The sequence below is a fragment of the Idiomarina sp. ST10R2A5 genome, assembly GCF_051842325.1.
GTDB lineage: Bacteria > Pseudomonadota > Gammaproteobacteria > Enterobacterales > Alteromonadaceae > Idiomarina > Idiomarina abyssalis.
In genome coordinates, this window is sequence record NZ_JBNIEX010000006.1 from 77152 (window position 1) to 98040 (window position 20889).

General features: G+C 46.7%; 24 protein-coding genes. 8 read left to right on the forward strand and 16 right to left on the reverse strand.

The window, feature by feature from the left end:
* The first annotated feature begins 28 nt into the window (after nucleotides 1–28).
* From ACP7FG_RS09100 to ACP7FG_RS09110, 3 genes are all read left to right on the forward strand, one after another.
* On the forward strand, nucleotides 29–568 hold the full coding sequence (locus ACP7FG_RS09100; RefSeq protein WP_222235972.1) for a DUF1415 domain-containing protein: 540 nt from the start codon (nucleotides 29–31) through the stop codon (nucleotides 566–568).
* Nucleotides 569–653: 85 nt separating this feature from the next.
* Complete coding sequence (locus ACP7FG_RS09105; protein ID WP_439226196.1) at nucleotides 654–2042, forward strand: diguanylate cyclase; 1389 nt, start codon at nucleotides 654–656, stop codon at nucleotides 2040–2042.
* A gap of 216 nt (nucleotides 2043–2258) precedes the next feature.
* Complete coding sequence (locus ACP7FG_RS09110; protein ID WP_054490368.1) at nucleotides 2259–2468, forward strand: cold-shock protein; 210 nt, start codon at nucleotides 2259–2261, stop codon at nucleotides 2466–2468.
* A gap of 62 nt (nucleotides 2469–2530) precedes the next feature.
* Here ACP7FG_RS09110 and ACP7FG_RS09115 read toward each other — a convergent pair whose 3' ends face one another.
* A complete protein-coding gene (locus ACP7FG_RS09115) occupies nucleotides 2531–2863 on the reverse strand; it encodes a helix-turn-helix transcriptional regulator (RefSeq protein ID WP_199495090.1) in 333 nt (110 codons plus the stop codon).
* A 3-nt stretch (nucleotides 2864–2866) separates the two neighbouring features.
* Nucleotides 2867–3262: a hypothetical protein gene (locus tag ACP7FG_RS09120; RefSeq protein ID WP_224798401.1), complete on the reverse strand. Its 396-nt coding sequence runs from the start codon at nucleotides 3260–3262 to the stop codon at nucleotides 2867–2869.
* Nucleotides 3263–3485: 223 nt separating this feature from the next.
* On the opposite strand from ACP7FG_RS09120, the gene ACP7FG_RS09125 reads away from it, so the two are divergent.
* Nucleotides 3486–4145 (forward strand): SDR family oxidoreductase, encoded by a 660-nt coding sequence (locus ACP7FG_RS09125; RefSeq protein ID WP_417442811.1) that lies wholly within the window; start codon nucleotides 3486–3488, stop codon nucleotides 4143–4145.
* A 59-nt stretch (nucleotides 4146–4204) separates the two neighbouring features.
* Here the strand turns inward: ACP7FG_RS09125 and ACP7FG_RS09130 are convergent, their stop codons facing one another.
* Nucleotides 4205–5230, reverse strand: a complete 1026-nt coding sequence (locus tag ACP7FG_RS09130; protein ID WP_439226197.1) for a phospholipase A — start codon at nucleotides 5228–5230, stop codon at nucleotides 4205–4207.
* Between the two features lie 176 nt (nucleotides 5231–5406).
* On the opposite strand from ACP7FG_RS09130, the gene ACP7FG_RS09135 reads away from it, so the two are divergent.
* Together ACP7FG_RS09135 and ACP7FG_RS09140 are read left to right on the forward strand one after the other, a co-directional pair.
* A complete protein-coding gene (locus ACP7FG_RS09135; RefSeq protein ID WP_439226198.1) occupies nucleotides 5407–6531 on the forward strand; it encodes a hypothetical protein in 1125 nt (374 codons plus the stop codon).
* A gap of 300 nt (nucleotides 6532–6831) precedes the next feature.
* Nucleotides 6832–7698, forward strand: coding sequence for an AraC family transcriptional regulator (locus ACP7FG_RS09140; RefSeq protein WP_439226199.1), 867 nt, complete (start codon nucleotides 6832–6834; stop codon nucleotides 7696–7698).
* A 73-nt stretch (nucleotides 7699–7771) separates the two neighbouring features.
* On the opposite strand, the gene ACP7FG_RS09145 is transcribed toward ACP7FG_RS09140, so the two are convergent.
* From ACP7FG_RS09145 to ACP7FG_RS09160, 4 genes are all read right to left on the reverse strand, one after another.
* Nucleotides 7772–8233: a hypothetical protein gene (locus ACP7FG_RS09145; RefSeq protein WP_439226200.1), complete on the reverse strand. Its 462-nt coding sequence runs from the start codon at nucleotides 8231–8233 to the stop codon at nucleotides 7772–7774.
* Between the two features lie 85 nt (nucleotides 8234–8318).
* Nucleotides 8319–9176 (reverse strand): alpha/beta hydrolase, encoded by an 858-nt coding sequence (locus tag ACP7FG_RS09150; RefSeq protein ID WP_439226201.1) that lies wholly within the window; start codon nucleotides 9174–9176, stop codon nucleotides 8319–8321.
* 18 nt (nucleotides 9177–9194) lie between these two features.
* Nucleotides 9195–9506 carry a hypothetical protein gene (locus tag ACP7FG_RS09155; RefSeq protein ID WP_417437486.1) on the reverse strand — a complete coding sequence of 104 codons (312 nt, stop codon included), beginning with the start codon at nucleotides 9504–9506 and terminating at the stop codon, nucleotides 9195–9197.
* Complete coding sequence (locus tag ACP7FG_RS09160) at nucleotides 9503–10240, reverse strand: alpha/beta hydrolase (protein ID WP_439226202.1); 738 nt, start codon at nucleotides 10238–10240, stop codon at nucleotides 9503–9505. The genes ACP7FG_RS09155 and ACP7FG_RS09160 overlap by 4 nt, the downstream gene beginning before the upstream one ends.
* Nucleotides 10241–10615: 375 nt before the next feature.
* Between ACP7FG_RS09160 and ACP7FG_RS09165 the strand changes: the two genes are divergently transcribed.
* Nucleotides 10616–11521 carry a TlpA family protein disulfide reductase gene (locus tag ACP7FG_RS09165; protein ID WP_439226203.1) on the forward strand — a complete coding sequence of 302 codons (906 nt, stop codon included), beginning with the start codon at nucleotides 10616–10618 and terminating at the stop codon, nucleotides 11519–11521.
* 221 nt (nucleotides 11522–11742) lie between these two features.
* On the forward strand, nucleotides 11743–12210 hold the full coding sequence (locus ACP7FG_RS09170; RefSeq protein ID WP_271332245.1) for a hypothetical protein: 468 nt from the start codon (nucleotides 11743–11745) through the stop codon (nucleotides 12208–12210).
* Between the two features lie 126 nt (nucleotides 12211–12336).
* Here the strand turns inward: ACP7FG_RS09170 and ACP7FG_RS09175 are convergent, their stop codons facing one another.
* The 9 genes from ACP7FG_RS09175 to aroK all read right to left on the reverse strand — a co-directional run bounded on the left by ACP7FG_RS09175 (nucleotide 12337) and on the right by aroK (nucleotide 20792).
* Complete coding sequence (locus ACP7FG_RS09175) at nucleotides 12337–13479, reverse strand: N(5)-(carboxyethyl)ornithine synthase (RefSeq protein WP_439226204.1); 1143 nt, start codon at nucleotides 13477–13479, stop codon at nucleotides 12337–12339.
* Nucleotides 13480–13675: 196 nt separating this feature from the next.
* A complete protein-coding gene (locus tag ACP7FG_RS09180; RefSeq protein WP_439226205.1) occupies nucleotides 13676–14857 on the reverse strand; it encodes an NAD(P)/FAD-dependent oxidoreductase in 1182 nt (393 codons plus the stop codon).
* Nucleotides 14857–15348 carry a peroxiredoxin gene (locus ACP7FG_RS09185; protein WP_439226206.1) on the reverse strand — a complete coding sequence of 164 codons (492 nt, stop codon included), beginning with the start codon at nucleotides 15346–15348 and terminating at the stop codon, nucleotides 14857–14859. The genes ACP7FG_RS09180 and ACP7FG_RS09185 overlap by 1 nt, the downstream gene beginning before the upstream one ends.
* Nucleotides 15332–16123 (reverse strand): class I SAM-dependent methyltransferase, encoded by a 792-nt coding sequence (locus tag ACP7FG_RS09190; RefSeq protein WP_439226207.1) that lies wholly within the window; start codon nucleotides 16121–16123, stop codon nucleotides 15332–15334. Before ACP7FG_RS09190 ends, ACP7FG_RS09185 begins: the two co-directional genes overlap by 17 nt.
* Nucleotides 16120–16572: a GNAT family N-acetyltransferase gene (locus ACP7FG_RS09195; RefSeq protein ID WP_439226208.1), complete on the reverse strand. Its 453-nt coding sequence runs from the start codon at nucleotides 16570–16572 to the stop codon at nucleotides 16120–16122. The genes ACP7FG_RS09190 and ACP7FG_RS09195 overlap by 4 nt, the downstream gene beginning before the upstream one ends.
* The gene (locus ACP7FG_RS09200) at nucleotides 16569–17441 is read right to left on the reverse strand and encodes a Dam family site-specific DNA-(adenine-N6)-methyltransferase (protein ID WP_199495068.1); all 873 of its coding nucleotides are present in this window, start codon (nucleotides 17439–17441) and stop codon (nucleotides 16569–16571) included. Before ACP7FG_RS09200 ends, ACP7FG_RS09195 begins: the two co-directional genes overlap by 4 nt.
* A gap of 81 nt (nucleotides 17442–17522) precedes the next feature.
* Nucleotides 17523–19121, reverse strand: coding sequence for an AAA family ATPase (locus ACP7FG_RS09205; protein WP_439226209.1), 1599 nt, complete (start codon nucleotides 19119–19121; stop codon nucleotides 17523–17525).
* 45 nt (nucleotides 19122–19166) lie between these two features.
* On the reverse strand, nucleotides 19167–20240 hold the full coding sequence (gene aroB / locus ACP7FG_RS09210) for a 3-dehydroquinate synthase (protein WP_439226210.1): 1074 nt from the start codon (nucleotides 20238–20240) through the stop codon (nucleotides 19167–19169).
* An 18-nt stretch (nucleotides 20241–20258) separates the two neighbouring features.
* Nucleotides 20259–20792 (reverse strand): shikimate kinase AroK, encoded by a 534-nt coding sequence (aroK, locus tag ACP7FG_RS09215; protein WP_199495065.1) that lies wholly within the window; start codon nucleotides 20790–20792, stop codon nucleotides 20259–20261.
* Between the last annotated feature and the right edge of the window lie 97 nt (nucleotides 20793–20889).

The following is a 20889-nucleotide window of genomic DNA, read 5'->3' on the forward strand; positions in this document are numbered from 1 at the left end:
GGCTTCCTTTTCGGAAAAGATACGAAAAATGACGACTGATACAGCTAAGATTATTGAGCAAACCCGCCATTGGGTGCAACAGCTGATTGTAAAGTACAACATCTGCCCTTTCGCGCGCCGCGAAGTTGAGCGTAAGAGTATTCGATATGTGACAGCTGCTCAGCGCGAACCTCAAGCCGTGCTGCAACAATTACTGGATGAAGTTAACCACCTGGACGCGACGCCTGAAACTGAAACCACATTGCTTATTCTTCCTTCCGGGTTTGAAGGCTTTTATGACTTTCTGACTCTGGTTGATATTGCCGATGCATTGCTTGTTGAAGAGGGTTACGAGGGCGTTTATCAACTGGCGCATTTTCATCCCGACTATTGTTTTGACGGTGAACCACAAGATGATCCGGCTAATTACACCAACCGGGCTCCTTACCCGACCTTACACCTGCTGCGTGAAGCCAGCATTGAAGAGGCGCTGAAAAGCTACGATGACCCAGAATCCATTCCGGAACGAAATATAGAGTTTGCCCGCCGTAAGGGTAGCGAGTTCTTTAAGGCAATCTTATCCGAATAGTTTACGACACTTTGCTACACTGTTAGTTAGTATCGTTAGCAGTTATGCTGGCTCGTACCCTTGAGTTTTAAAGCGATGAGGCGCTATGTCAACAAACCGTATTACTCATAGAATTATTGAACAGCTGCCAACGATGGTGGCTTATGTCGATGTTGAAAGACGTTTTCGCTTTGTGAATACGGCTTATGCCTCGTTTTTTGATTTAACGCCGGATGACATGCTGGGTAGACCGGTAACCGACGTGTTGAGTGACGAATCTTACCAGCGGGTAAAGCCAAATCATGACCGTGTGTTTTCTAGTGGTGAGAAGCTAGAGTTTTCAGACGTTATTACTTTCCGAAACGGACGTAAGTGTTTTTTGGATATTCGCTACCTGCCTGAATTTGATGAGCAAGGTAAGGTCATTGGTCTTTATGCTCTTATTGAAGATGTCAGCGATTATTACGCATCGGTTGATGTTATGCGCACCATTCATGAAGTGATTCATAAACGTGGACGCCGGATTGACCCTGCTTCCATTGATGAGTTACTAAAAGTCGGTGTGGATTACTTAGGTGTTGATATTGGTACCGCCAGTTCCATTAAAAACGAGACTTACACCATTGAATGGGCGCAAACCGCAAAAATGGATTTTCCAGCCGGTACGCAATTACCTCTGGCGACAACCTATTGTTCGGTGGTACTTAAGGCCAATAATTTAATTCATACCAATGACGCTTCAGAAGATCCACGCTTTAAAGATCACTCCAGTTTCCAGACTTACGGCCTGGAGACCTACATTGGTACGCCTATTATTATTAACGATATAACTTGGGGCATTTTAGGGTTTTCCCGTAAAAACAGACGGGCTGAGCCTTTCAGTGAGCTTGAAGTCGAAATGGTAAGAATGATGGGCACGGCGGTAGAAACCGTTATTGCTGAGCAACAGGTTCGTTCGGACCTAATCCGGCAGCGGGATGATATGGCGGTTATTGCCTATACCGATGCGTTAACCGGACTTAAGAATCGTTCGGCGGGCATGGAAATACTTGAGCAAAGCTTAATACGGAAAAACGATGAGCGCGGATGTGTTGTTGCCGTTATCGATTTTGACCACTTTAAAGCAATTAATGACACTTTTGGGCACGATGTGGGTGATAAAGTACTAATTGCAGGCACCGGAGCCATGTCAGAAGCCGTTCGTAGCAGCGACAGCGTTGTCCGGGTGGGTGGTGAAGAGTTTATGGTGGTATTGGCTTACGCCGACCATGATAGTGCGACGCAAGTACTGGAAAGAGTGCGTCAGGCGGTAGAAGAGACAGTCATTACGCTCGATTCAGGGGAAATTATTAACCCAACAGTCAGTATTGGCGCCTCGGAAAGCCGAGCGGAAGATGACGTTTCCAGTATTTACAGAAGGGCTGATCAGGCGCTGTATAAGGCTAAGCGGGCAGGTCGTAACTGTGTTGTCTGGGCGGATGACACTGATGCATAAATTTATTATTAAAATAAAGTGATAAATCGTTTGACTCACAGTGCAATAGGCGTAGACTCCACTGCGTCGGATAGATAGAAAGACAGTTAGTTAAAAAACTCCACTTCGTTGACCTATTATTATTAATACCATCGTCCTGTAGTTCTAAGTTCTTATTTTTACCCGCATCATCGGCCTTTAACGGCCACATACTTAAAAGTTACAGGAAGATATATTATGTCTGATAAAATTACTGGTTCAGTAAAATGGTTTAACGAAGCAAAAGGCTTCGGTTTCATCGAACGTGAAAACGGCGCAGACGTTTTCGCACATTTCAGCGCTATTTCTAGCGACGGTTTCAAAACCTTAACTGAAGGCCAGCGCGTTGAGTTCGCAGTAACTCAAGGCCCTAAAGGTCCTCAGGCTGAGAACATCGTAGCGCTGTAATTACGCGCCTCGAAGTCTAAAAAGGCAACCCTCGGGTTGCCTTTTTTTATGCCCACTTTTCATTAGCGGTTAGTTAGCCAGAGTGTTAAGCCAATACCAATAGCCATACCTAACAGCAGTGTGATTAACATGGGCAGTGCATCTAACCAGCTCGGTGACCGTTGCTGATTTACTGCGTTACTGACTTTGGGTTTTGTGACAGAGTCTGCTCCGATAATCTGTCGCTCTATTTCGTACACACTACACAGGGCTGCAACGGTCTCCTGTGACGCTATGCCATCTTTTTCCACGCGTTGTATCGTCCGTAAGCTGACTGCGCAGGCATCCGCCAGGTGCTGCTGTGTCCAACCTCTTTTATTCCTTAGCTCTATGGCTTTAGCTGCATCAATTTGCATAGCTTACCCCATTACCTTTAGCGCTATGGTGGCTGCTAAATAACCAAAGGCCATACCGGCCAGAAAAAATAAAATGAGGTTACGGATAAAAACTTTCTTATTATCAAAAGCGGAACGAGTTTCGGTTTTTATGACGTTGCCGTCCGCCATCAAAGTACATTCCACCCGACAGAACAGAAAACCGGTCACATTGAAGCGTAGTTCGTACGAAGTGCCATCAACCTGAAACTGATGGCGACTGGATAAGCCCAGGTTACGTTTTTTTGATACCGACACGCCGTCGACCAGAATTTCTTCTTTACCGGTAAGGCTGGAAGCATTTGCCGTAATAGTATGGCCGTTATGCTCAAATTCAAAACGATACGCTAAATACAGCTTTTCAGTCAGAGATTGTTTCATTGCGATTCACCTTTTTATTTGTTTTAAAGAATACACTCTTCGTGTGCTGAATAAAGCTACCAGTGTTAGAAAAATAGCGTGACGTCAGTTTTGAGCCTGTCATATGACAGTGCTCTGTCGTAATGCCTACAAGCCTTATGCTACTTGTAAATGTCAGTAAAATGGCGATCTAAATTCAGTAAAAGTTACGTAGAATCAGACAGAGAAAAACTCATGGAGGTGGATGATGAAAGTAGCTGTTATTGGAGCGAATGGAAAAATAGGTCAGCATTTGGTTGAGCAAATGCAGCACGCGAAGACACATGAAGTGATTGCGGTGGTGCGTAAAGAAGCGCAGCAAAAGGCATGGCAGGAACGAGGTGTTACTGCCAAATTAGGCGATTTAGAAGGACCGGTTTCAAAGTGGCAGGCGCTTTTTGACGGCGTCGATGCCGTGGTCTTTACCGCTGGTTCAGGTGCAAGTACCGGTGACGATAAAACATTGTTGGTTGATTTAGACGGTGCGGTAAAAACTATGGAGGCAGCAGAAGCAGCCGGAGTTCAGCGTTATGTCATGGTCAGTGCCTGGCAGTCGAATAACCGGGAGAACTGGGCCGATTCTTTACTTCCCTATTATGCTGCAAAACATTATGCAGACCGGGAGTTGATGCGTACAAACCTTAACTGGACCATTGTTCGCCCGGGGGCATTAACGGACGAAGAGGCGACCGGTAAAGTGGTTGTCGGTGATTCACTGGCACCGGGCTCTGTGCCCCGTGAAGATGTTGCCAGCGTTCTGCGCCGCTGCCTTGACGAAAATGGAACTGAGCATAAAGCTTTTGATTTAATGGCAGGCGACAGCGAAGTCGAACGTTCGCTACAGTCGATGAAAGGAATGGCTTAGTACCTTGGCGTTACGGCTGGAGTATCTTCTTGCTCCAGCCGCTTTTATCCATTTAAGCGTTATAGAATGTTGTTTAAAGCTATGCCGATAGCAAAGCGAGTCTGTTTATGGTTGTAATCAATGAGACTCTCTCCGTAACCGGTAAATATTGAGGTATAACCTATAAATTTACCGCCAATAGGGAAGGTCCAGTTGAGTTCTGCTGACCCTCTGCCGGTATCAATGGCATGGCGAAGGCGAAGAATGTATTCAAAGTCACCATCGCTGTAAGCCGTGGTGAATTCGTAGTCGCCAACGTAGTCGGTAATGTTCGGGTTGTCATCTCCGCTGGACTGCATAGGGTCGGTTTTTCTGTTTTCCTGTAAGCGTACCCAGGGTTTTAGGGAGAAAACAAAACGGCCTTTTTCAACAAAAAACTGCGCATAAAATCGGTTCCAACTACGCGACAAAGGCTGGCTGCGACCGTTTGATAAGTGTTCGGCACCAAAAACGACCCCCGTATTTGTGCCAAAAGGATGCCAGCCGGTTGGTGTGGCATAGAAAATTTCAGGCATGTAATTGGTTTCACGGAACGGCTTGGAAATATCATCGGAGTACACCTGCCACCACGACTGCACGGTTAAACCGAAGAAAAGTTTATCTTCTTCAAACAACAAGCTTTCTCTATTGAAAGGCACTTTAAAGCTGAACTGAAACTTTGCTTCGTAGTCTTCAAGGTTTTGCTCATAACCATCTACGCTCGCATACTGCTCGCGGTTAATGTTGTTACTGGTAATTACCGGCAGTAAATAATTGCGACGGTGCGGAGTTAAAACATAAGGGTCAAACTGAGTAACCTGCTCACTTTTCATGCGGTTGGTTAAAGCGCCGGGTTGCTCAACGGCATCGACTTCAACAATGTCTTCGTCCTCAGCAGAGCGAAGTTCTTCTTCACACTGAGCCCGAACATCCGCAATAGTGACTTCAGCATTGGCGTCATTCATTTTACCCAGCAGGCATTGCTGCATATTTGAGAGTTCTTGCGCCTGGACATTAACCGCTACAGCGGAAACTCCTGTCGCAAATATCCAGATCCATTTTCTCATAAGCGCAATACTCCTTTACCAAGACTCCTTGTACTATAGCGTAAGAGAGGGTTTTAGATCACTCGCTCATTCGAAAGTGAGTGTAAAGGGTTGGTTTTACTTTACGGCAAACTCATTGTTTAAGATAATTGAGTGCGCTATCGTTGAGTAACAACTTAATAACAAAAGTCTGTGTTATGCGTCCTTTTCTAGCGTTGTTACTGTGTGTACCCTTAATGGTGTCTGCAGAAACAAAAGAAAACCCTCTTTCTGATATCGCTCCTTACCTCGAACAGGGGCGCATTAATACGTTACTTGATTACGTCAGAAACCCGCAAAACGAAGCGCAAATTTATACCATGCTGGGTCGCTCTGATAAGGTCTATGAGTTCCTGACTAAATATACTGAGAAGATTCACTGCAAGCTGGATAGCTCGGTCAAAAAAATGCCAGCAACGCCTTTGGTGAAAAAGCATGTCGCGGATCACCAGGTTGTTATGGTGAATGAAAACCACTTCAATGTGGCTTCAAGAGCGCTGGTCGCCAAGTGGCTGCCTTGGTTTAAAGATCAAGGGTTTACACACGTTGGCTTTGAAGCTTTTGGGCCTGGTGAGAAAGCAGCCAGGGAGTTTTACTTTCAGGAGTCGATGATGTCTAACCTCATCCAAAAGGCTGAGGCGCTAGGCTTTAAGGTGTTCGGGTACGAGGCAGAAAAGAGCACGCCGGACGAGATGGACTTTGCTGAAGGCTTTGCATTCAGAGATAAGCAGCAAGCTGAGAACATCTTAGAACAAATAGCCCAGGCAGATGACAACGCCCGGTTCCTGATATTTGCCGGTTGGGCGCACATTGCCGAAGCACCACTTAAATACCCCGGCGGTAAGTACCGCACAATGAGTGACTTCTTGAAAAACGACCATGGTATTAATCCGCTGACTATCGATACAACAGCCTGCCCGTACAGCGGCGACGAAAATAATCCACTAGCCAGTTATGCGTACATGCAGGATGGCGATATCATCAATGTCGGAAGCGTGCAAAACGTTGATATCCAAATACGGGTACCTAAAGCACCACCAACAACCATCGGCTATTTTAGGAAGGCTCTGGGAGACGCCTATATTCCAAATGAAGCGGACTGGCCTGAGAATACACCCGTCATACTTCAGGCTTACAATACTGATAAAGGCTATGTTGCCGACCGTATTCAGTCCGATGCCGGTGAGCAATTACCACTTTATCTTCCTTCCGGTAATTACCGAGTGACCTTGCATAGTCTCGACGGTGAGCTGATTTGGGAAGACAGGGTAGAGTTGAATTAGTTTTTAGGTTGTATCTATGAGCAGTATTTTGCACATGTAACACCGTAATGTGGATATCGGGAGCTTAACGTTGATCTACGTATGGCACTCACTTTTTATCGAAGAAATTAACATTTGGCCTAAGTTCGCTCTTCAAATGTTCGGACAATTATTTGTTGTTACGGCTGTGGCGATGCTGTGTGTTGGTATTGCTAAAAAGCTGCTGCGTAGAACAAATTTTCCTCGATATTGAGCAACCTTAGTCAAGATTAACCCTCTATTAAGTTTTAGTATTAAACCGCTAAGGGGAGAATTACTTATATGTCGAACTATCAAGGTCGGTTTGAGAAAGTTATTAGTCACATTGAGGCGAATCTGGACGCTGATCTTGATATTGATACGCTGTGCAAGCTTGCGCATTTGTCCAAGTATCACTTTCACAGGCAGTGTTCGGCATTCATGGGAATGTCGGTAATAAAACTGGTACGGTTGCTTAGGCTCAAAAGGGCTGCTTATCAGTTGGCCTACAGAGATCATGAAAGAGTTCTGGATATTGCGCTGGCAAATGGCTACGAAAGTCATGAAGCCTTTTCTCGGGTGTTTAAAAAGCACTTTAATCAAAGTCCATCCGAATTTAGAAAAGCGGCTAATTGGAACCCTTGGCACTTGAAATATGAACCGATATTGAAGCTGAGGAAAAATATTATGAATAATGGCACAAAGTTTAACGTTGATGTTAAAGCGTTTCCTGAAACTCTAATCGCGGTAATGGAGCATCGTGGGTCACCGAGCTTACTGGGAAGCTCGCTACAAAAATTTATTGAGTGGAGAAAGCTTAATCATCTCTCGCCAAGCAAAAGTAAGACATTTAACTTGGTTTACGATGACCCGAATGTTACCGCACCAGACGACTATCGACTCGATATAGGCTGCTCTGTCGATAAGCCAGTCGCCGCGAATGACTACGGCATAGTCAACAAAGTTATTCCTGCGGGACGATGCGCCGTAGTTAGGCATATTGGTAGCGATGACTCTATCGGTGTGATAGTAAGCTTTCTTTATACCCAATGGCTGCCGAAGTCTGAGGTTGAAGTGCGGGACTTTCCTATTTACTTCGAGCGAGTCAGTTTCTTCCCGGATGTGCCGGAGAACGAAATGATAACCGATATTTATTTACCCATTGAGTAAAATATAGTTGTCGGCTAATCAATCTGCCCCTGACACAAAGCGGAACCAGCTGCTAGTTCCAGCCAATAATCAGCTACATCAGCTCTGATATACCAAATGCAAAAGTGTTACTTAAAGAGTGGGATAAAAATGCAATTGAGAAGCCTCTCAGGCAATGACTTTCCCAAAAGTGGACCAGCGGCAGAGAAAGTAATATGAAGGGTATGAAAACCATGAAAGCGTGTCCTGGTGCAGAGGAAAAATGAAGTGCAGACAATGTGAGGGCGCATACAAAAACTTGAATGGTCGGATTCGTTGTTAGGGAACGTATCAGAAGAACAATAACAAACATTATCATTGTTTCGATCAGCGGCATTAACACTATGGTTATCAATGGGAAATTAAAAGCGCCAAACTTCTCAGGTGCCTCATCAGAGAATACAAAAACCAGCATTAACGCAACAACTATCGTTGATAAGAATGAGGCTATACTTAACTTGCACGAAGCCTTTATGATTGACTGGTCTTTTAGGAAAAAATTGGATAACTTTTGCATTTACTGCTCTCCTCACTCTTACCTGACAGTCATATCATGTAAACTGACAATATAGTTTGTATCCTTGGGGTGATCACTTTACTCCTTACCCTTGAGAATCTGACTCAGGCTCTTTGCGTTGAAATATCCACTTCAATGTCTGGCGGTAAGTTTCAGCAATTGTAGCTGCGTGCGTTCCACCTTCCATGACAAACTTTTTTACTGTCCAGGGCGCACTATCAGAGTCCATCCAGGTATCAGACCACTCTTTGACAAAGTCTTGGCGTGACTGTGTGTCTTTTGTCCCTATAGTAATTGCAACTAGCCCTTCTTTGTTTGTACTTTCTGAAGCTTCAGAAAATAGCCTCGAACGCTCATCACCAAAGCTCGTATTACTCGCTATTCTCGCCCAAAATAAATCAGGATCTTGAAGAGCTGACCAGAGAACAAAGAAGCCACCATAAGACTGGCCTACCAACACGCGTTTACTTTCATCTGTTCTATACCGATCTGAGACTGTTGGCAGCAGTTCATGCTTTAAAAACTTTAAGAACTTACCAGGGCCATGTGGCTCACCGCTCTCTTGGCTAGCAAACTCGTGAAAATCAATGTCGCGTTTATTCACATCACCAAAGCCGCCATAGGCAATACCAACGACAATGGCTTCAGGTATTTGCTCGTCGTACGTTAGAAATAAATGGGTCGGTGCCAACATCGGAAATAAGCTATCACCGTCTAATAAATAGATAACGGGATAGTTTTTTGATGGGTTGTCCTCGTAGCCATGAGGTAACCGAACAAATATATGGTAAGAACGTCCTACGCTTTTGGAGTCATGCTTAAAATAGTCACCGGCAAGAGCCGGAAGATAGTCGATTGGTGTTTTCGCGTTATCAGAACGTTCGCTCCCATTACTGGGGGCACTTAATAAAACAAGCAGCAACGCTGCAACAAATTTAAGCATTTGGGATTCCTTTCGTGTTTACCGTTTCTGGGTGATGCGAAGTAGCTTTTTAGCAAGACCAACGCACAGCATCGTCATGGCCGTAACAACGAAAAACTGCCCAAACATTTGAAGTGCGAACTTAGGCCAAAAGTTAATTTCTTCAGTGAAGAGTGGATGCCAAACATATATCAACGTTAAGCTCCCCGGGAAAAGTAACACCTTGGTGCCGGGCATAGGACCGCCAAGAATGTCGTATAAATTCCAACTCAACGCGAATGTTGCTGCTCCAATAATTACAGAGATTAACCCCGCATAGACTGCAATAGTTGTCGTTTTAGTATTCATCATGAATTAACTAGACAGCTCGAGCCATTTAGAAAATTATCTATAACTCTATTAATTTCATCTTTAAGCCATTTGGGGCCGTAATCAGTCATGTCGTTGTGCCGGGACTCTGGTATTTCTTTAACGCACATACTGTACTCTTTTGCTTCTTTCTTTAAAGGCAGTACGCCATCGTCAGCTGGGTAATCACTACCTCGAATCGAGAGGACATTAATATCCTTTCTTCTGGGAAGCGGAACGCGACGATGGTCAAGTGTAATAACAGTATCAATGTAATCCTTGCCCGCATTCGCAAGCCAGGAGGAAATATCCCCACCGTTTGAATGACCAATAAGTAGCAAATCATTGAAGTTATAGTTTTGGTAAGTAGATGCGAGACTATGTTTAATAAAGTCCAGTGTTTCGGCGCCTCTGATCCAGTTTTCGCTTCGAGTTTCATACAAATTACCCGATACCGACAACGGAGGATCGTTCTCTAGTTCGTGCCCAATAGCTATAACCATGTAACCCAGCTGGTTCAGCTGTTTGGACAAAAATGCGTACTTAGTATGTGATACGCCGTAACCCGCGCTAAGCATTGCTACTGAACACTTTTGGGTCTCATTGCAATGTTCATTTTCAATTGGATGCGAAACTTCTATCGGAATATGCCTGTCCCTGGATTCGTCGTAAATCTTGTCGCCTGCGAGGCTAAAAGTGCTGAAAAATAAACTTGCGAATAATGTGAGGAGTTTCAAATTATAGTCCTTTACGATTTGATTGTATTTTTTCTAACATTACTACGGTTTCTAATAAATGTCCGTTCCTCGTTCAAAGCAGACACGTAAATATTTTAGATTTTACAAGAATCAAGTATTAGCTTGTCAGAGTTTTATTGTTTTTTAGCAGAGTTCTAGACCCGCCATGAGCAAATGTATGAAGCTAAAGCCAGCGACTCAACCCAAGGCGAATATGATAGCTACAGTTTTTGATCTTGTTATAGACTGAAACACTGCAATAAAAGTGGAGGCTCCGTCGCATTCGCCAACGTGCGGTTGAACTGGGGTGGTTTGCTTAATGTTTCATTATTAAGCATGATGAAAAGGTAAGAGATGAGTTAAAAAGGGAATTTCATGCGGTTTATTGTGTTAATCGTGTTACTTGTCAGCACTTTTTCGGCGGTGGCTGACAGGATAGACGCCAAAGATTGGCTACTCTGGAAAGAGTACAAAACACAGCTGCCTTTTCATTCGGCTTTAACGATATATCCTCCGGTTAGTATTCGGGCGCAAGACAACCGATTGACCGGATCGATAGCTGTGCCTTATTCAATGAGCGATGACAACAGTCGTTTGATTTCCGAGTTTTTAGTTGTTGTTATCGATGCCTCGGGTAAATCGCATTTTTTGCAGCCTAAACTTAATAGTGTCGGCTTTGCCAAAGAGCAGGGCATAGCGATGTCGTTGTTTGAGTCCACATCCTTTACTGACGGTGATGTCGTTGTGCGGTTATATAAGGCCAACAATGAGACCAATCGTTCGGCGTTAGAGCAGTATTTACACGCGAAGGCCAAGAATAATAAAGGCATTCAACAGGCACTTGCAAATTTAGCCATTAGCGTCCCTAAATTAGGTGAAGTATGGGACGTCGATGAACAAACCCGACAAGGGTTAACCCTTGGAGCAAGGGACCGTTCAGCCAAGTGGACCGTCGTGCAGATCTACAGCGAAAGTTGCGGCTTTTGTCGTAAAGCTATCCCTAAAATGAATACACTAAATAACGACTCTGGCCACGATATTACTGTTATTGGCCTGGTAGGGACGAATAATACTGCCGGTTTTAAAGACCACATGACCGCTAGCAATATTTCTTACCCTTTCGTTGCTTATGAAGGCGAGTTCGTTGAGTCTGCGCTATTACAAGCGCTAGGTCAGCTCGGTTTTCCGACTTATTTTGTTCTAGACGACAATGAGGAAGTCGTTGGGATTTACGTAGGAAAAGAGTTTGATGAATGGTTGGGAATTATTGGGGAGGGTTAGGTCCGCTTCGAGCGAGAAGTGGAACTTGAATTTTTCTTAATGTTTTTAATGTGCTTCAACTTGCGGTGGTGTTATTAGTAACTGAGATTACGCTATGGCGTTCGGGATCCCGTAAGCGGCTTTATTGTGTAGTATGTGGTTGTGTTACTATATTTGTTGGTTTAATGTTCTCGCTATGCAACACCCCAATATGAAATTTCATGTATTCAAGGAGGATGACGATGAAGAAGACTCTAGGGATCGCGGTCGTTGCTTTTTTAACCGGGTGCACATCACAAAATTATTCGGATGTGAGTGACAGCCAAGCGGTCATTGATAATCTTAAAGTTTCCGAAGTGGGACTGCCTAGAACCGAAAAGCACCAGTTACATGTAAAGTTTGATTATAGTATCAAGAACTATAAAGCACTTGATGGTTTATATACATGCTCAGTCTTGTTTGCAACGGGAAAAGATGAGTGGGTGACCCAAACCAAAGAAAGCGCTCCTTGCCAAATTGACTCGAAGAGCGGCTCAGTATCAATGAAATGGACTACTCCTTTATCGACGAGTGCGGGTTATTCAAATAAAGTATTGAAAAAAATGCAGTTGCCACTCAAATACCAAGTAGCTATTCATCAAAAAAAGACTAAAAGCAGAAACACTGTCATCGGTATGAGTGAACCTCTCTACCTTGCACCCAAACGATAAGAATAATGGCGCATTTTGCTTGGTGCTTCTTTGTTCGGTAATGGGTCTATTGAGCTTCGTCTGTCCAGCTTTTTATGACCGAGTAAAAGCTGGACTACGTGTGTCCGCTTTAAGACTAAGCGAACACTAAATTGGCAGGTGAGGGTAAGCCTGCTGGCGGTTTTGATAAGCCAGAATATCTGGTTTTTGAATGACGCCTTTATCAATATTGATGGCCCGACGTATGGTTTCATTTTGTTGCCAGCCATCCGGTCCTGCGGCTATGGCCGGTAAATGGAAAACCAATGCGGCGGAAATTGAGCGTGAGGCACTTTCCCAAAAATAGCTGGGCGTATGGTCAACGGCGTAGTAATCCACTTTTTCAACTTGAAACATGGGATTTTTAAAGGTGGTTGGTTTAGCAAAATAAAAACCCATACCTTCGTCACAACTGACATCAATAATCAAACAGCCCGGTTTGAGACAAGCTTTTTCTTGTTCGATGACAAAGTCGATAGGGTGGTTGGTGTCTTGATAGATGCCATTGATAATGAGTCCCGATTCGCTGATCAAATCACACAGTGGCCTTTCTGTACCGTCATGTTCAACCACCATCATCCTTGCTTGATCGGCAGTGCCAGCTCTTAACCAAACATAATGACAATCTAGGACTTCTTCACGGACCTCATGATCAGGTCGCTGAATGCAGATAGTAATATCGCGAAAGCCATGGGCTTTGAGTGCATAAATAGCTCCACGACTAACAGCACCAAAACTGAAGATAAGCGCTTTACGCTGATTACCATAATGGCCGTCTATGCCCTTAAGCTGGAGCGCATGGATCACCCCGCAATATCCCGCCATTTCATTATTTTTATAGAATGTATGGCGCCCAACCTGGCCTTGGGGACCCCAGACATACATATCTTCAAAAGCGATTAAAGTCTGTTTTCTATCAATGGCAATCTGGGTGACTTCCCGTTGTTGTGTGCAATGAGGATAACCCCAGAGTACGCCGCCGGTCCGCAATTGCTCAAAATCGGCAAGTACTGGTTTGGCGATAACAACGGTGTTCATGGTTTCTAACAACTCGTCTCTTGATGCCAGTCCTCCCACCTGAGAGGCGAGTTCAGCATCATTAATACCAAAGCGTTCGCCATAGCCCGTTTCAAAAATGAGTTGCTTACGTATTTTTTCGGGGATCCTGGATAAATGATCCGGATGTATCGGCACGCGCCGTTCATCTTCCTTTTTAGAGCTGCCAATAACGCCTAGTGAAGTCATATTCATGGTATTGCCTTGTGCTTGAGCGTTTGAACCAACAGTGGTTGGCAATTCTTACTGCAAGCGAGAATGAAGTGTGCAGGTACTTTGATTTGGAGAATAGGTTTTGATTGTAAATGCAAAAAGACTGGAGCTTGTGAACCTAAAGCCAGGCCGGAAGTGTAACACAGTTCGGGTTTTCTATCTGAATATTAAGAGCCACTCACAACTCCGACCCACAAGCAAAACCACTGCTCCACGCCCATTGGAAATTAAAGCCCCCCAACCAACCGGTTACATCCAGCACTTCGCCAATAAAGTACAGACCTGGTTGCTTCTGGCTTTCCATGGTTTTGGAGCTGATTTCGTCGACGTTAACACCACCCAAGGTAACTTCAGCGGTGCGGTAGCCTTCGGTGCCGTTGGGTTTTAGCTGCCAGCGGTTGAGGTTGTCGGCTATAGCCTGAAACTGCGCGTTAGAGGTGTCGGCCAGTTTGTTGTTCAGCGGCCATTGGTGGTGCTCTGCTAGCGCGGTCACTACGCGCTTAGGGAAGTGTTGCTGCAATACGGTATTGAGCTGGGTTTTGGGCTGTTGCTGCTGTTGCGTTTTCAGCCACTCAAAAGCGTCTAAATCTGGTAGCAGGTTAATGGTCACGGCTTCGCCGGGCTGCCAGTAGGAGGATACCTGCAAAATGGCCGGTCCGCTGACGCCACGGTGGGTAAACAGCATGGCTTCACGGAAGTATCCGCCATGGGCTTCTGCACTGACGGGTACAGCCACACCTGAAAGCTCGGCAAAACGGACTTTTTCATCTTCTTGCAGGGTAAAAGGCACTAAACCAGCGCGTACCGGTACAATGGAATGCCCAAACTGCTCGGCAATTTGATACCCCAGCGGAGTGGCGCCTAACTTGGGCATAGATAACCCGCCACAGGCAATAACCAGTTTGTCGCAGCTATAGTCGCCGCGGCTGGTTTCAATGCGGTAGTTGCCTTCGTAGTCTACCGACACAATCTCGGTGCGTAACTGAACTTTGGCGCCGTGTCGGTCGCATTCGCTCATTAACATGCGCACAATGTCTTTGGCGGAGTCGTCGCAAAACAACTGGCCTAAGGTTTTTTCGTGGTAGGCAATACCGTACTCAGCCACCAGGCCAATAAAGTCCCATTGGGTGTAGCGGCTGAGTGCCGACTTGCAAAAATGCGGGTTGGAAGACAGAAAGTTCTCCGGGCCGGCGTACATATTGGTGAAATTGCAGCGGCCGCCGCCGGAAATCAGAATTTTCTTACCTGCCTGCTTGGCGTGATCCAATACCAGCACCGACTTACCGCGCTGTGCGGCATGAGCGGCGCAATGCAGCCCCGCCGCGCCGGCACCAATAATAATCACATCCCAGTTCGACATTATTTTTGCAGTTGCTCCAGTATGTATTCGGCTTTGCTCACTTCAAAGGACTTGTCCTCTTCCACAAACACACCTTTTACCTGGCCGTCGGTGATGATCATGGCGTAACGCTTAGAACGGATACCACCGAAGTTACCGGTGTCCATGCTAAGGCCCATTGTCTGGTTGTATGCGCCGTTGCCGTCGGACAATAACCGAACCTTTTCTCCGATCCCCAATGCGTCGCCCCAGGCCTTCATAACAAAGGCGTCATTTACAGCGACACAATTAATACTCAGAACACCCGCTTCTTTTAACGCTTCGGCGTGCTCTACGTAGCCGGGCAGGTGTTTCTCCGAACAGGTCGGAGTAAACGCGCCAGGCACTGAAAACAATACGTGTGTGCCTTTGGCGAATATCTCTGCCGGGTCGTAGTTCTGAATGCCAACATCACCTTTGCTGGTCAGTGAACCTGATGGAATTTTATCGCCTTCTTTAATTTGCTGACTCATGAAAACCTCGTTTTATATAAACATCAAAGCGATGTTTTTTACTCTTAATTTGACTGTTTGGTTCACGCCCGGACAGAAAAGGCGCGCTGTTGGGGCGCTTAACCACTACTCGGAATTTAGCGTTATTAAGCGCAGGCTCTAGCAATGAATCGGCGTCTTCGTCGCTGCCGACTAACTGCTGGAACATTTGCATGTCTTTTTTCACTTGTGCCTTTTGCTTGCCGGTTTTTGGGTACATGGGGTCTAAATAAACCACGTCGGGCTCGTGGGTGAAGCCTTTACCCGTATATAAATTGTCGGTTCCGATTAAATGCATGCGCTGGCAGGTTTCGCCAATGAAGTCGGCTTCCTGCTGGGCTCTGTGCAGGCCATTGTCGAGCAGTGCAGCGACAACCGGATGCCGTTCAATTAACTGAACGTCACAAGCTAGCCCGGCTAGTACAAAGGCGTCTCGCCCAAGGCCGGCGGTTCCATCGACAACCGATGGCTTAAACTGCCCACTAACACCAACGGCTTTGGCAATAGCTTCGTTCTTTAACTGTGTGTTCTGAGCACGGTAGGCGGCTTTGCCCTGATGAAAATCGACCACTAAAGGCGACATTTTTTGCGGGCTTTGCAGCCAGTGCAGTGCCAGTACCCCGTCGGTCAACCAAAGCTGAAAAACGTCACTATCCGTGGTTTCAGACGGGAGTCCCCAGCGCTCGGCAATGGCTTTTGCCGCAACGGTTTCAGCGTCGCTGCCTGCAAAAATGGGAACCCGGGGCGTAGTTGTCACTGCGCAGCCTTGCGTTGCATATCAATGTGTGGAATGTCGTCTTCCAGATACTCGTCGCTAATGGCTTCAAAGCCGAAGCTTTGGTAGAACTTCAGCAGATAAACCTGTGCGCCTACCCGAACTGGGGCTTTGGGAGCATATTCTTCAAGGTAGTCGATACTGCGTTGCATGACTTCTCTGCCTAGCTTCTGGCGGCGCACTTTTTCATGGGTTATTACCCGACCAATACGGGAATAGCCGGTATCGGCGGTGGCCAGGTAAAGCCGGGCGTAGGCGACCATTTCGCCGGTGTCTTTGCGGGCGTACAAATGTAAAGCCTGCTCGTCTGCGCCGTCGGCGTCCAGGTAGGGACAAGTTTGCTCCACCACGAAAACTTCTTGTCTAAGTTTCAGCAAGTCGTAGAGATCGTGCAGTGAAAGATCGTTAAATGCTTTTAAGTGCCAGTTCATGTGCCTACTTTCTTCAATGAGTTGCTAAGAGAAACCACGTTGCTTTTATTGACTTCGCTATCATATAAAGCGAGCAGCTCGGCTACGGGTTTGCGGCCGTCGCCTTTTTGACTGATGCTGCGCGAGACCGACAAGCTACTGATGTCGGCGTGTTTGTATAAAGCCCGGGTGAGGTCGGTGTCGTGGTTGCTTATCAGTACCGGAATGTGGCGCTTTTTCGCAACCTGCACTGCCCGGCGGGCTAGCTCGTCCTGGTCAGTCAGGCCAAAGCCACCGGTCGCGTAGCTGGTAAAGTTAGAGGTCTGATCCAACGGTGCGTAGGGCGGATCGCAATAAATCACGTCGCCTTGTCGGGCGCGCCGGAAAACTTGCTCAAATGGACGGCAAATAAATTTGGCTTTGCGCGCTTTCTCGGCAAAATGCTCGAGCTCTTTTTCCGGGAAGTAAGGTTTACGGTAATCACCAAAGGGCACGTTAAAAATGCCTTTGCTGTTATAACGACACAAGCCGTTGTAGCCGTGGCGGTTCATATATAAAAAAAGCAATGAACGAAAGTAAGGGTCGCTGCTGGCATTAAAGGCGGCACGCAGTGCGTAGTAAGCGTCGGCCTGGTTGTTACGGTTAACGAAGAGCTTGCGGGCGTCCTGAATAAAAGTCTTCGGACGGCGCTTCACAAACTGATACAGGGTAATGAGGTCCTGATTAATGTCGTTAAGCAGGTAGCTGTCGTAGTCGGTATTCAGAAAGACTGAACCGGCACCCACAAAAGGTTCGATGAGCTTTTTACCTTGCGGCAAGCGTGCTGTTATCGGCTCGATAAGTGAGTACTTACCGCCTGCCCATTTTAAAAATGCCCGATTCTTCTTCATGCGCCGGCCGTTGGTGGATCCTCAAGGGATTGTAACCCAAAGGCCGGGGGATGAAAATTGCTGACTGCGTGATTCGTCCGGCTACTGGCTAGTAATGTCGTTTTGCACACTGGCAAACGACTTAGCCCAGGGCTCCATTTGCTGCACATCGGTCGGCAGCTGAGTGGCGGCTGCACGTGCTTGCTCAATGCTGGGATAGCTGCCAAAAATAACCACATAACGTTGATCAGCGCGCTGATACACCTGAGTATTAGCGGCAATACCGTAGTCATTACGGAAACTGCGCAGTAGCTGCGGGTCACTAATAATGCTGATTTGCAGTGTGTAATTGCCTGAGTTCTGATCCAGTGCCCACTGGGTCTGGAACGGCCGCGCTTGAGGCTGAGACTGTTGTGGTTGTGGTTCAGGTTGGTCTGCTTTAACTTCTGGTTCTGGTTTGGCTACAACGGTATCAATGCCTGCCTCGGCTGCCGACTGCTCGTTAGACTGCCCGACAGGCTTGGCTTCCTGCGGCTCTTGTTGTTTCGGCTGTTGCTTAATGAAGCCCAGTGAAATTTCACCTTCTGTAATTTCAGAGGCGGCTACGGTGTTTAATGTACCTAAAGCGTTGCGGTAAGAGGCGGCCAGTTCCGCAGGAACCAGTTCTAAAGAACGTTCATTGAGCGGTTCAAAGCTGGGCAAACTGGTCGTCTGTTCGGTAGCTTCTGTTGCTGTTTTATCTTCGGCTGTCGTGGCACTGTTTGCATCGCCTTGTTCGGTCGTGGTTTCTGCCGGTGCCGCTGATTCCGGATTCACTTGTTGCCAGTAGGCGGTCAGCTGTTCTTTATTCAGAAAACCAGCAAAGGCCAGACTTATAATGGCTGCAATTAAAAGAATAGGCCACAGACGCATTTTGCGGCGGCTGTTCTGCTCTGCTTTACGGTTCCCTTTGCTTTGTTCACTGCCGTCGCTATTGTCAGAATTCTCTTCGGCATTGGTATCGCGGTAGCGGGCTGCCTGAGTGGTTAAGGTTAACTGCAGGCGCTGCTGAATTTCACCGGGAAACCCATGAATGGAGTTTAAAAATTGTTGAATGCGTTCCAGGTTCCAGAAGCTACGCTGCTTCTCCGGCAGTAAGGCCTGCACAAAGCGAATCTGTTCGTCATGATTAAGTGGCTGAACCTCAATCATGGTGGGCCCTTGTACACGCAAGTGCGGCGCCGGGCGTTGTTGCTGTGCCCAGCGGCTGTCGCCGGTAATGATAATGCTGGTGCGCTGACCAATGGCGCTAAGCTGAGTAACGGTGGAAATGCACTCGGCTAAAAAGCTTTCTGACAATAGCTCACCGTTATCGATAACAATAATGGCGTGGTTAAGCGGACGCTGGCGTTGCATCTGGCGACTTAGTGACTCGTCGTTAATGCTGATGGTGCCGAACAACTGGTTGAGTATTTGTGCGCGAAGTCGGTCGTTGGTGGAGCGTTCATTGGCGCTGATAAAAGCCACTTCCGCGTATTCTGATGCCTGCTCCAGAAACACTTCTGCAATGGTGGTTTTACCGCTGCCCTCTTTGCCGTGCAGCATAATAAGCGAAACGCTTTGCTGGCAATTTTGGTGGAGCTGGTCAATAACCTGTTGCTGGCTTGGTTTGGTTTTTACCGGCGCGGCAACAATGTGTTGTGTGGTTGCAAGTGCTTGCATCTGTCTGTTCCTGTCTGTCAGCCGAATAGAGATAACGCGTTGGCGTTAGCAACATTCAGTGATCACAGCAGCAACGGTATTGTGTTCTACAGTACTGACGACTTCAGCTTTACCAATAGCGACTGGAAGAACAAAGTGCAGCTGACCGTCTTTTACTTTTTTGTCGCGCTGCATGTAGTCTAACCAGTCCTGCCAGGGCATTTGCGGGCCCTTCGTCGGCAAGCCAAGTGCCAGCAGTAAATCTTTAATGCGTCGAAAATCTGACGAATTGAGCCGCTGTGTCACTTCTGACAGCTTAGATGCAATTATAATGCCAGCAGCTACGGCTTCGCCGTGTGTCCATGCGCCGTATTCGGTGGCGGCTTCAATGGCGTGTCCAAAAGTGTGGCCTAAATTGAGTAATGCCCTTAGGCCTTTTTCGCGTTCATCCAGTGCGACAACTTCCGCTTTGATTTCGCAGCTGCGTTGAATAGCATAAGTCAGTGCTGCCGGGTCTTGCTGATTTAACTCTGTCGTATGCTCTTCCAGCCACTGGAAAAACTCAGCGTCGTAGATAACACCGTATTTAACGACCTCGGCTAAGCCGCTGCGGTAGTCTCGCTCAGTCAGTGTTCGCAAGCAGTCTATGTCGATAACCACCGATTTGGGCTGATAAAAAGCGCCAATAAGGTTTTTACCCTGCGGATGGTTAACCGCTGTTTTTCCGCCCACGGAAGAATCGACTTGCGACAGTAGGGTGGTCGGAATTTGATAAAAATCGACCCCCCGTTGAAATGTTGACGCCACAAAGCCCGCTAGGTCACCAACCACACCTCCGCCTAAAGCAATAATGCCGCAGTCGCGGTTAAAGCCAGCGTTAATAAGAAGATCCATGGCTTCGCTGTAGCTTTCCAGGCTTTTAAACTGTTCGCCGTCGCGCATTTCAAATACTTCGACCTGATGGCCGGCAAGTGCACTTAATAATGGCTTTAAATAGTGCTGGCTGATGGTCGGGTTAGTGATGACCAGTAGCTGTTGATTGAGTTTACGCGGGAGGTTTTCTACGTAGTTTGATAACAGGGCGTTACCAATGTAGATGGTGTAGCTGCGTTCACCTAAAGAGACGTTAACCTCAGCCATGAACGCAGCTCCCTTTATTTACCCGAGGCCGTTAATCGACTCGAGTTGATCGATAATGTCATTGACGACGAATTTTGCGCTTTGATCATCGGTTTGTACCGTGATGTCTGCAATTTCTTCGTATAAAGGGTCGCGTTCTTGTGCCAGTTGCTCCAGCACTTTACGCGGGTCGTCAGCTTCTGCAATTAAAGGCCGGCGTTTGTCGCGCTGGGTGCGCGCCAGTTGTTTCTCAATGGGTGTTTTCAAGTACACAACAACACCCCGAGCCGACAGACGGTTACGGCTTTCTTTGCTCATGACCGAGCCGCCACCTGTCGCTAAGACAATACCCATGTTTTCGGTAAGCTCTTCGATTACTTTTTCTTCGCGTGCACGAAAGCCTTCTTCACCTTCAAGTTCAAAAACCCAACTGATATCAGCCCCTGTGCGGCGCTCGATTTCAGAATCTGAGTCGAAGAACTCTAAATGTAATTGTCTGGCGATTTGACGGCCAATCGTACTTTTGCCAGCCCCCATGGGCCCAACAAGAAAAATATTACGTTTCTCAGCCATATTCCTGCTTACATCATTGGTTAAAATTAGCTGTAACTCACGAATCCGGAGTGTCTGGAGACGTCCCCCAACCCAACGAAAAGAAGCGCGATTATCG